This window comes from Xenorhabdus miraniensis, assembly GCF_002632615.1.
Genome location: NZ_NITZ01000029.1, coordinates 1 through 9,956, shown reverse-complemented (window position 1 = coordinate 9,956; position 9,956 = coordinate 1). Strand labels below are relative to the sequence as shown.

The 9,956-nt window shown below is 39.0% G+C and carries 8 protein-coding genes and 9 tRNA genes; 9 read left to right on the top strand and 8 right to left on the bottom strand.

All coding sequences use genetic code 11. The annotated features are described in order from the left end of the window. Positions 1–144 precede the first annotated feature (144 nt). The 3 genes from Xmir_RS19260 to gltX all read right to left on the bottom strand — a co-directional run bounded on the left by Xmir_RS19260 (position 145) and on the right by gltX (position 1,975). Positions 145–220, bottom strand: a tRNA-Ala gene (locus tag Xmir_RS19260). Positions 221–286: 66 nt separating this feature from the next. Then, positions 287–362: transfer RNA gene (locus Xmir_RS19255), tRNA-Ala, on the bottom strand. A gap of 197 nt (positions 363–559) precedes the next feature. Continuing rightward, the gene (gene gltX / locus Xmir_RS19250; protein ID WP_099115722.1) at positions 560–1,975 is read right to left on the bottom strand and encodes a glutamate--tRNA ligase; all 1,416 of its coding nucleotides are present in this window, start codon (positions 1,973–1,975) and stop codon (positions 560–562) included. Between the two features lie 270 nt (positions 1,976–2,245). Between gltX and Xmir_RS19245 the strand changes: the two genes are divergently transcribed. The 7 genes from Xmir_RS19245 to Xmir_RS19215 all read left to right on the top strand — a co-directional run bounded on the left by Xmir_RS19245 (position 2,246) and on the right by Xmir_RS19215 (position 3,007). Further along, a tRNA-Val gene (locus Xmir_RS19245) sits at positions 2,246–2,321 on the top strand. A gap of 62 nt (positions 2,322–2,383) precedes the next feature. Further along, positions 2,384–2,459: transfer RNA gene (locus Xmir_RS19240), tRNA-Val, on the top strand. A 44-nt stretch (positions 2,460–2,503) separates the two neighbouring features. Next, a tRNA-Val gene (locus Xmir_RS19235) sits at positions 2,504–2,579 on the top strand. 42 nt (positions 2,580–2,621) lie between these two features. After that, a tRNA-Lys gene (locus Xmir_RS19230) sits at positions 2,622–2,697 on the top strand. Between the two features lie 30 nt (positions 2,698–2,727). Continuing rightward, positions 2,728–2,803 (top strand) — tRNA-Lys (locus Xmir_RS19225). Positions 2,804–2,833: 30 nt separating this feature from the next. Further along, positions 2,834–2,909: transfer RNA gene (locus Xmir_RS19220), tRNA-Lys, on the top strand. A gap of 22 nt (positions 2,910–2,931) precedes the next feature. Then, positions 2,932–3,007, top strand: a tRNA-Val gene (locus Xmir_RS19215). A 178-nt stretch (positions 3,008–3,185) separates the two neighbouring features. Here Xmir_RS19215 and Xmir_RS19210 read toward each other — a convergent pair. The 4 genes from Xmir_RS19210 to Xmir_RS19195 all read right to left on the bottom strand — a co-directional run bounded on the left by Xmir_RS19210 (position 3,186) and on the right by Xmir_RS19195 (position 6,845). Continuing rightward, the gene (locus tag Xmir_RS19210; RefSeq protein ID WP_099115721.1) at positions 3,186–3,830 is read right to left on the bottom strand and encodes an L-fuculose-phosphate aldolase; all 645 of its coding nucleotides are present in this window, start codon (positions 3,828–3,830) and stop codon (positions 3,186–3,188) included. A 22-nt stretch (positions 3,831–3,852) separates the two neighbouring features. Next, on the bottom strand, positions 3,853–4,956 hold the full coding sequence (gene mtnA / locus Xmir_RS19205; protein ID WP_099115720.1) for an S-methyl-5-thioribose-1-phosphate isomerase: 1,104 nt from the start codon (positions 4,954–4,956) through the stop codon (positions 3,853–3,855). 9 nt (positions 4,957–4,965) lie between these two features. After that, on the bottom strand, positions 4,966–6,231 hold the full coding sequence (mtnK, locus tag Xmir_RS19200) for an S-methyl-5-thioribose kinase (RefSeq protein WP_099115719.1): 1,266 nt from the start codon (positions 6,229–6,231) through the stop codon (positions 4,966–4,968). 242 nt (positions 6,232–6,473) lie between these two features. Beyond that, complete coding sequence (locus Xmir_RS19195) at positions 6,474–6,845, bottom strand: YkgJ family cysteine cluster protein (RefSeq protein WP_099115718.1); 372 nt, start codon at positions 6,843–6,845, stop codon at positions 6,474–6,476. A 663-nt stretch (positions 6,846–7,508) separates the two neighbouring features. On the opposite strand from Xmir_RS19195, the gene Xmir_RS19190 reads away from it, so the two are divergent. Next, positions 7,509–8,015: a hypothetical protein gene (locus Xmir_RS19190; protein ID WP_099115717.1), complete on the top strand. Its 507-nt coding sequence runs from the start codon at positions 7,509–7,511 to the stop codon at positions 8,013–8,015. Positions 8,016–8,125: 110 nt separating this feature from the next. After that, a complete protein-coding gene (locus Xmir_RS19185) occupies positions 8,126–8,356 on the top strand; it encodes a hypothetical protein (protein ID WP_208620460.1) in 231 nt (76 codons plus the stop codon). A 204-nt stretch (positions 8,357–8,560) separates the two neighbouring features. On the opposite strand, the gene Xmir_RS19180 is transcribed toward Xmir_RS19185, so the two are convergent. Continuing rightward, positions 8,561–9,514: a glycosyltransferase family 9 protein gene (locus Xmir_RS19180; RefSeq protein ID WP_099115715.1), complete on the bottom strand. Its 954-nt coding sequence runs from the start codon at positions 9,512–9,514 to the stop codon at positions 8,561–8,563. Positions 9,515–9,956 lie beyond the last annotated feature (442 nt).

Below are 9,956 nucleotides of genomic sequence, written 5' to 3'. Positions count from 1 at the left end.
GCCGCCTCAAAGAAATGGACGATGCCACTTCAAGACTGGCGAATGGCGATGAGTCGTTTTATGATTGAGTTCGGTGACCGCCTTGACGGTCACTACTAAAAAATGGCATTTACACAAAATGGTGAACAGGCTCATTCGGAATTTTGGTGGAGCTAAGCGGGATCGAACCGCTGACCTCTTGCATGCCATGCAAGCGCTCTCCCAGCTGAGCTATAGCCCCACGAATGTGGTTCAGGTTTTTGAATACCAAATACTGATGATTGGATTTATCAACATTAGTTGTATTTGGTGGAGCTAAGCGGGATCGAACCGCTGACCTCTTGCATGCCATGCAAGCGCTCTCCCAGCTGAGCTATAGCCCCAAATCAAAATCCTGTAGAACGGGGCGAATCATATGAAACCCAGAGAATTCTGTCAATGGATTCATTAGTATTCTCTGTGTAAGCGCTGAAAAAGCCACCAACAACCAATCCTGTGAACAAAAAATAAAGGCACTCAATTCATTGTAGTGCCTTTAATATTCATGTCATCTTGTTATGCAGTAAAGCTAAATGACCATTTATTGCGCTTCACGTTGGGCAATATAAGCCAGAGCTTTATCAATACGAGACAGTGAACGAGCTTGGTTGATGGCATGAATTGTCACATCAACACTGGGTGATTGGCCTGCACCTGTTACCGCAACACGTAATGGCATACCCACTTTACCCATACCCACTTCCAATTCGTCAGCCGTCGCCTGAATGGCGTGATGGATATTTTCTGGCGTCCACTCCGTGATAGCGGCCAGTTTCGTTCGAGCGACTTCTAATGGCTGACGAGCAACAGGACGCAAATGTTTCTTCGCCGCATCCGCATCAAACTCGGCAAACTCTTCATAGAAGTAACGGCTGGACTCTGCCATCTCTTTCAGTGTCTTGCAGCGTTCACCTAGCAGTTTGATCAAATCAGCCAGTTCTGGGCCAGTACGAGTATCAATACCCTGCTGTTCAATATGCCATGCTAAATGCACAGCAACTTTTTCTGCTGGCAGGGTATTGATGTAATGATGGTTCAACCATTGCAATTTTTCAGTATTGAACGCACTGGCGGATTTGTTGATGGCATCAAGGCTAAACAGTTCAGTCATCTCTTCAACGCTGAAAATTTCCTGATCGCCATGTGACCAGCCCAGACGAACCAGATAGTTCAGCAGGGCTTCCGGCAGATAACCATCATCGCGGTATTGCATTACGCCAACTGCTCCGTGACGTTTGGACAGTTTTTTGCCATCGTCACCGAGGATCATAGAAACGTGGGCATATTCTGGAACTGGTGCACCAAGCGCTTTCAGAATATTAATCTGGCGCGGAGTATTGTTGATATGGTCTTCACCACGAATAACATGGGTAATTTCCATATCCCAGTCATCAATCACAACGCAGAAGTTATAAGTTGGTGAGCCATCGGTACGGCGAATAATCAAATCATCCAGTTCCTGATTGCTGAATTCAATCGGGCCACGGATGCTGTCATCAAAAATAACGGAACCTTCTTGTGGATTGCGGAAACGTACAACATGGGGTTCATCGTGGTTGTGCTGGCATTCACTATCACGACAACGGCCGTCATAACGAGGTTTCTCGCCGTTTGCCATCTGAGTTTCACGCAATTGCTCCAAATGCTCTTTAGAACAATAGCAGCGGTAAGCTGTACCTTGCTCCAGCATTTCATCAATAACCTGGTTATAACGGTCGAAACGTTTGGTCTGATAATAAGGGCCTTCATCCCAATTCAGGTTTAACCAGTTCATCCCGTCCATAATTGCATCAATGGCTTCTTGAGTGGAACGCTCCAGATCGGTGTCTTCAATGCGAAGAACAAATTCACCTTTATTGTGGCGACTGTATAACCAGGAATAAAGAGCAGTACGCGCGCCACCAACATGAAGATAGCCAGTAGGACTCGGTGCAAAACGGGTTTTAATTTTACTCATCGGGAATTGCCTTAATTACGTTTCTCTTTTTTAGAGAGCGTCTTGGATGATTGAAGTAACAATAGTAGGGGTTATTTTATCACTGCACTTCAATTCCTCAATGGCGTTGATAGTATGTTATTGATAAAAGCTGAGACATATCGTCCGAATGATAACCTTAAGTGATTATAATTGTTTCATTCTGTTTAATTTTACAACGAACGAAAATTTTAGTAATAAAAACCGTTGACTCACCTCGAACTATCCCTATAATGCGACTCCATCACGACGGGGCGATTAGCTCAGTTGGTAGAGCATCTCCCTTACAAGGAGGGGGTCATCAGTTCGAATCTGGTATCGCCCACCATCTCTCTCGTAGTGATAAGCTGCTGTTTTGGTAAGCGTAGTGATAAAAATGATTTTATGATTGGGCGATTAGCTCAGTTGGTAGAGCATCTCCCTTACAAGGAGGGGGTCATCAGTTCGAATCTGGTATCGCCCACCAATCATAAATCAGTGGTATTGATGTCGTTATAGTCATCATGAAGTGGGCGATTAGCTCAGTTGGTAGAGCATCTCCCTTACAAGGAGGGGGTCATCAGTTCGAATCTGGTATCGCCCACCACTTCATTGGATTGTTTCGCAGTATCACACTGATATTTTGAACGGGTCGTTAGCTCAGTCGGTAGAGCAGTTGACTTTTAATCAATTGGTCGCAGGTTCGAATCCTGCACGACCCACCATTCAAATATCAAAATCAGTATTATCTAATTGGGTCGTTAGCTCAGTCGGTAGAGCAGTTGACTTTTAATCAATTGGTCGCAGGTTCGAATCCTGCACGACCCACCATTTAGATATCAAAATCAGAATTACCTAATCGGGTCGTTAGCTCAGTCGGTAGAGCAGTTGACTTTTAATCAATTGGTCGCAGGTTCGAATCCTGCACGACCCACCATTTAGGTATGAACGTATGAAGTGGGCGATTAGCTCAGTTGGTAGAGCATCTCCCTTACAAGGAGGGGGTCATCAGTTCGAATCTGGTATCGCCCACCACTTCATTTCAAGCTATTAATTCCTATTAGATTCTTATTTAATCCCTCTATCCCCTAATATTTTTAATCAATCAGTTCTCTTTTCTATTCCTTTGGAAATTATGGTTGTGGTTTTTATGTATCCTATACAATTATCAAACAGCGGATTTTTTTGGCTGGAGATGTACCTAACCTTTCGGCTATTGTGTTTTTAATCCATAATTCTTGAACTTTTCCAGTACGCGTTGCATTTCAGCCGGAGAAAGTACCGGAACGTTCTCCATAACGGGAAGCACTTTTAAATACAGTTGTGCCAGAATTTCAATCTCATTTGCCAGCCATAATGCTTTTTCCAGATTCACTTCCATCACAATCAAGCCGTGATGCTGCATTAATAATGCCTTACTGTCTTTGATTCCTTCTCTTACATTGTCGGACAGTGCTTTTGTTCCAAAAGTGGCATAGGGAATACAGGGAACACGATCGGTTCCTGTGACAGCAACCATGTAGTGAATAGCAGGAATTGTATGATTGAGGATGGAAACTGCCGTTGAGTTAACGGCATGGTTATGTACAACGGCATTAAGCTCGGGACGAGCCTGATAGCAGGAAAGGTGAAAATGCCACTCGCTTGAAGGCACTTTATCGGCTTCATATTCTCCCTCATGACTGATATACACAATTTGCTCGGGTGTTAGCTTTTCGTAGGGTATTCCACTGGGAGTAATTAAAAAACCGCTTTGATAACGAGCACTGATATTACCCGATGTTCCTTGGTTTAACCCAATCGCATTCATTCTGAGACATGTTTCGATGATCTCTTGAGCGATTTGTTCTCTGTTCATCATGTTCACCTTAAATGACAACTTATGGCTGTTGTCTGTACAAATCAGGGAAGAGCGCCCTCAACCCTTCCTCGCTAGCAGCGCAAATTCCACGCTCTGTAATCAACCCAGTGATAAATTCAGCTGGTGTGACATCAAAGGCATAATTTTCACAGAATGTTCCTTGCGGGGTAGTATTGACCCAACTTCGCGTACCTTCTGGTGTGATGCCGTATACATGGGATTGTTCTTCACCCGAACGCTGTTCAATGGGAATTTCTTTTACACCATCCCAGACCGTAACATCCAGAGTTGGTGATGGTAAGGCAACATAAAAAGGGATTTGATTGGTTTTGGCCGCCAAGGCTTTGAGGTAAGTGCCGATTTTATTGCATACATCGCCTCGGGCAGTTGTTCGGTCTGTGCCGACAATACAGAGATCGACCTTACCGTGCTGCATCAGATGCCCGCCTACATTATCAGCTATCAAAGTATGTGGAACACCATGTGAACCCAATTCGAAAGCGGTTAACCCTCCCTGATTACGTGGGCGCGTTTCATCAACCCAGACATGTACTTTAATTCCTGCATCATGCGCCATATAAATGGGAGCCAGTGCAGTTCCCCAATCAACCGTGGCAAGCCATCCGGCATTACAGTGCGTCAGAATATTGACCGCTGCGCCGACGGGTTTAGTTTCTGCGATACTCTGAATTATTTTTAGGCCGTGTTCACCAATTTTACGGCATAGTTCTACATCTTCATCTGCAATTTCATCAGCGATACGGTAAGCGGTTTCGACACGTAATGCGTGTTCGGTATTCTTCAATATTCGATATGATCTCTCCAACGCCCATTTTAAGTTGATTGCGGTGGGGCGGGTTTTAACCAAAATATCGTAAGCCTGCTGCAACTTTTCATCGCTACTTTCCTGACGCATCGCCAAAGCCATGCCATATGCGGCAACGGCACCAATCAATGGTGCTCCTCGTACCCACATTTCTTTAATAGCTATTGCGGCATCCTGCATGGTGTGTAGTTGAATAATCTGCATTTGAAAAGGAAGCTGAGTCTGATCGAAAATTTCGACGGTATAACCATCGTCAGCAAGCCAAACGGAACGATAATGAATGCCATTAATTTTCATATCAGCCTCTTAACATTGTGCTATATAGCGTTTCATTAGAGAAAAATTGTGATAATTTTCCCGATTTACAATTATCTCTCGAGCTAATTTCAGTGCACTTTTTTCACAAATAGCACGCTGGTTTTGATCTTCAATTTGTTTGAAATCGGCAACACCAGCAAAGCCAATAATGCGGCGATTAATTTCTAGTCCCGCATAGGCGAGAGTATCTTTAAATAAAGTGGATAAAAAGTCATCTTGCGCTGTTTTCAAGAACGATGTGTCGAACGCACCTTGTTGATAAAGACAGGTAGGATAGGCATCTCCTGAGCTTTTCTCATTCCATAATTGACAGAAATGGTGTTTAAATACAGCCCATGTTGCCTCTATTTGGTCCAAAAGCCATGTTTGGTAATCGGTGCATTGTGCATTATTTTCTCGTAGGGCAGGTTGGGCAAAATAAGCAATCAGTAAATTACCGATGTAATTTCCGATATCAAATGCCATCGGCCCCACGAAACTGAACTCAGGATCAATCATCTTTGTGGAGTTTTGTGTCACCATAATGGAGCCGGAATGGAGATCGCCATGCAGCAAGGCTTGTGCTTGTGTCATGAACTGATACTTATACTGCATGGCTGTTTGAACGAGTGCTCGATCTTGCCAAAGAGAATAAATTTCATCGTCAAGTTGGGGGGTAGTCCAATTATTTCGTTCCGCATTAAAATAGGGTTCTGTGAAGATCAGGTCTTCGGTAATTTTGCAAAGTTCATGATTATTAGCGAAACGAGCGACCAGATCTTTTTTCTCTTTGCTAACCATTCCAATATCGGATGTATGAAATAACGTCTTGGCCAGAAAAATCCCTATATCTTCCGCAAGGTGGGGAATTTTTATTCCAGCAATGAGCTGCTTGCGTAGGATGATATGCTGAGACAAATACTCCATGGCAAAGAGAGACATTTCCTCATCATAAAAATAGACATCAGGAACGTATTTTGGGGCAACTTTATTTTCTTCAATCAAGGTATGATATTCAAAATGCGAGCGAACAAGAGAAAGTTGCCATGATTCACCAGCAGCTCTTACATAAGGCAAGGCTTGCTTCACCACAATCGTTTTTTCTTTTCCGGAGACAATGAACACTAAGTTGAGATTACCATCACCGACTTCCTGTATTTGCCAAGTTTCAGGGGAACCACCCAGTGAAAGTGTTATTGGTAAATTTTGAGAAAGATAGTGTGGTAAAGATCCACAAGTTTGTGGGGTATACCCTGTAGGAATATGAGCAGACATCTTTTCCATCCTGATAATTTCATGAAGGAATGTTCATAAACTGCACAGCGATAATTCATTTTGCTGTAATGATTTTTACAATTGTTAACTATAGATATGCAAAAGTAAGGCGTCTGTGATGGAATTAACGAATATTCCATTGAATACAATATGAAAAAAGGCTCTGTGAAGAAAAGAATTTGTGCCATTACTGATCCTGATTCATTTTTCCTTTATCCATCTAATCGATGATGAAATACCCGCTATATTTGGGGTTTTGGCAGAGGAGGAAGGCCATAAGCGGCTCTGGCACGATCACAGCTTTCATTATAATCGCCAGTTTCCCAGGCTTGGGGGAATTCGCTACAAGGGGACGGTCTTTTATCATAAATAGCACAAGAAACTGATTGACCAATTTCACCGCATAAATTAACGCATCGGGGTTGAGGCTCATTTGTACCTTTCATACATCGCATGAAATTATTTAGTTTTTCTGTCATAGAGACGGGAACAGTACCGCCACCATCTTCGGCTTCCGCCCAGTAAAATGAAACACGAAAATAAGCACAACAAGCCCCACAGCTTATGCAGGGATTATCCTGTAATTCAGATTGAGAAGTTAACGTTTGACTCATACCAGATGCCACTATCTGATGTTTAAGACATACACTCAGGTAAAATTACCTTATCCTCAAAAGCTCATTTTCCAAAGGAAAGATGATCTCTTTAAAAAGAGATTATGTTGCCAAATTATCTCTTTCTTCAAGATAAATTTCTTTTATTTGGAATTAATTGAAATTATTAAATAATTTCAATTGATCTAACTGTTTCATTTTTAAATGATTTCATTTTGTAATTTTTTATTGTATGTGATTAATTTGTCGGTGCTGGAATTAAAATTGAAAGAAGGTGAAGATGTAGAAATAAAGAGTACCTTCTGCCTATTGAATAAGAGCCTACTGGGATAAAGTGCTCCCTTAAAGTTGGTTAACCAACATTAGGGGGGCACTTCAAGGATAGGATCTAAATAAGTTGTAGGATTATTTTTAGGTCGATCAAACCGGGAATAAAAATACCATGTTTTTTGGTTTTTATCTAAATTATATGCTTTGCTTCCAATTTTTAATTCAAACTTATTAGTGTAATGTTTTAGCATTTATTGATTCTAAAGAAATAATATTTCCGGTAATTAAATTGAGAGAGAGTATAAATCTTTTTACAAACATACTTCGCTCAATAACGAAGTGAAATTATGAAGTAACCACCAGAATAATCCAAGTTAATTTCTGGAGATGACTATGAAACAATGCCCTTTTAATTTCAAAACCCTGCATGAAGTTAAGATTGTCTTATCTGAGCCATCATTTACTGTACGGCCCAAGTCAGCACCAATACCAAAGGAAATTGAAGCCAGTTGTGCAGGGGCAATTTTTGCATCACTTGTTCGTATGAGAGATGATAGTCAGCATGATAAGTTAAAGATGGCAGTGATTCAGGCCCTGGATTTTTTTACAGAGCGGGAAATTTATCAAACGACCTTGATAGTCGAAGAAATTCTGTATAAGAAAAAAGAGATTAATTCTGCTGAATTACTAACATTATTTAACTATGCTTTACCTATATGTGTCATTGGATATTTTATAAGTATTCATCATAGTGAATGGGAGACGTTAGTGATAAAATCTCGTGAATTTTTTGATTGTATTATCTCTAATGGAGATAAACAAAAAATAATTGAGTTAATTGTTGCATCAGAATATTTATACGCTCAAGTAGAAAATGTATCAGGAATTTTGTTGACTTAATTAACAGAAAGTTTTCTGATTCAGAATATTTCAGATAAACATGTTGTGATTTCAAATACAATAGGTTTTTCTTTCAAACTTCAGATGGTACAATGGGATTATTGGGGAAAATGTTAATTCGATATCAAGAAAGTAAAAAAGTTAAAGGAAAAGATATTTTGAATGAAATACTGAATCAGGAACCTCCAATAAAAAATACTAGGAGATTTAAAACAGAACAAGGAAGCCATTTAAATGATAAACTGATAGTTATTCCTTTGAAAACAGAAAAAGGTACTTTGCCATTTGGATATGGCTCCCATCGTTGTACGGGAGAAATATGGGGAAAACTATTGCATTAGCAGTCTTTGAATTTCTTATTTCTTTACCAGTACCTGATTTCTTTATTGCACATTATCAGTGGCGGACTCTCCAAATGCCTCAGTTCCTGAATTTATCACTTATTAGAATGAATATAAGGAAAATTAAATTAGCCCATTAAAATTCTAATGTTTTCTCCATCATTAATGATGGAGAAGTTATTATACAGAATTGATGTAATAGCCTTATTTTTGCCTTTCAAGCAAGGAAAAAATAGCAAAATAGATTTTATCTAAATTAATACTATTGACATTTTCTGGATCATATAAAGTTACACATTTATCATTAGATGCCAGTGGAGCCCAGTTTTCAGGTTTTGTCACGCCATAAAGAGCAACAAGATTTTTCTGTAACGCGGCTGATAAATGACAGATACCTCCATCACCAACAATAATTAATGACATATTATTCAATAAGGTTAAGAATGAACTTAGAGAATCAGATATGACAATCTTACTACTTTCTCCTATACGTGATTTTAAATCCTCAGCTAAAAGAACATCATTGTTAAGTGAAGAAATAATAAATCTTGCCTCTGGGTAATGAACACTTATTTTATGTGCAATTAAAGCAAGACGCTCATTACTGATTAAACTACTTTTTCGGTTATTAGAAACAGAAAATAATATTAATGGAAAACGAGGATCACTAACTTGAATAGTATTTTTAAGTGTAATGTAAGGAAATAGATCAGAAGGTAATTTTTTTTCATCAGGTGAAAATATACGTAATAGTTTCAATGATTGATGATAACCAATTAATTGCTCTTGTTTCACCGGGTAGTTAATTAATTTAGAGTGCCAGTATTTATCAGCAATAACAGCATAGCGATTTTTAGCACCTAGTAACCATAAAAATAAATTATTCAGTTTCATCGGAGTTGGTTTGGCCGATATTGCAATGTCAAATCTCTCTCGACGAAATTTTAATGCAGTTTTTAAAGTTGATAAATATTTATTCCCTTTTGGAATAATATTTATGTTTATATCATGGCATAAATAATAAGCAAGTTCAGTATTTCCTGCATCAATAAATAAGCTGATCTCTGAATTTGGATATTTTTTCTGCAAAAATTTTATTAACGGCTGAGTGCAGATAAGATCACCAAGCCCATTTCGTCGTAATATTGCTATTTTCATGTAGGATTTATCAAGTTAAAAAATTATTATATCTAATTTTTTTAACTATAACGAAAAATATAAATCAATGGTATTGGCTTTCATCAATTTATTATTTATTAGGTATATTTCTGTTGGTATATTCTAAAAATAGATAAAAAGTTAGCATAATGTGTTATCTGATGATAAATATTATACTTGAATCATTAAAACTTCGCGTTTGGAAGAAATTTAATTTGAGGTATTTACCATCTACTTTGTTATGGTGGTTATTTCATTTTAGTTAGATTTAACCTAATTTTATTAACTGATATTTAAGGTTTTTTGTGATTTTTTAAGAGGAACTTCAATGCGTTTAGTTGAGAGATTGGCGTCCCCTGCAAACTTTAAACATGTTATTTATATTATTGATATACAATGTAATTTATTTGTGTGGTAATTCTTTTTACCCAGTTTTTTACCC

What these genes read in the sequence shown, in the direction of transcription:
- gltX (WP_099115722.1), bottom strand. Translation starts at nt 1,975, where the DNA reads ATGAGTAAAATTAAAACCCGTTTTGCACCGAGTCCTACTGGCTATCTT.
- Xmir_RS19210 (WP_099115721.1), bottom strand. Translation starts at nt 3,830, where the DNA reads ATGAACAGAGAACAAATCGCTCAAGAGATCATCGAAACATGTCTCAGA.
- mtnA (WP_099115720.1), bottom strand. Translation starts at nt 4,956, where the DNA reads ATGAAAATTAATGGCATTCATTATCGTTCCGTTTGGCTTGCTGACGAT.
- mtnK (WP_099115719.1), bottom strand. Translation starts at nt 6,231, where the DNA reads ATGTCTGCTCATATTCCTACAGGGTATACCCCACAAACTTGTGGATCT.
- Xmir_RS19195 (WP_099115718.1), bottom strand. Translation starts at nt 6,845, where the DNA reads ATGAGTCAAACGTTAACTTCTCAATCTGAATTACAGGATAATCCCTGC.
- Xmir_RS19190 (WP_099115717.1), top strand. Translation starts at nt 7,509, where the DNA reads ATGAAACAATGCCCTTTTAATTTCAAAACCCTGCATGAAGTTAAGATT.
- Xmir_RS19185 (WP_208620460.1), top strand. Translation starts at nt 8,126, where the DNA reads ATGTTAATTCGATATCAAGAAAGTAAAAAAGTTAAAGGAAAAGATATT.
- Xmir_RS19180 (WP_099115715.1), bottom strand. Translation starts at nt 9,514, where the DNA reads ATGAAAATAGCAATATTACGACGAAATGGGCTTGGTGATCTTATCTGC.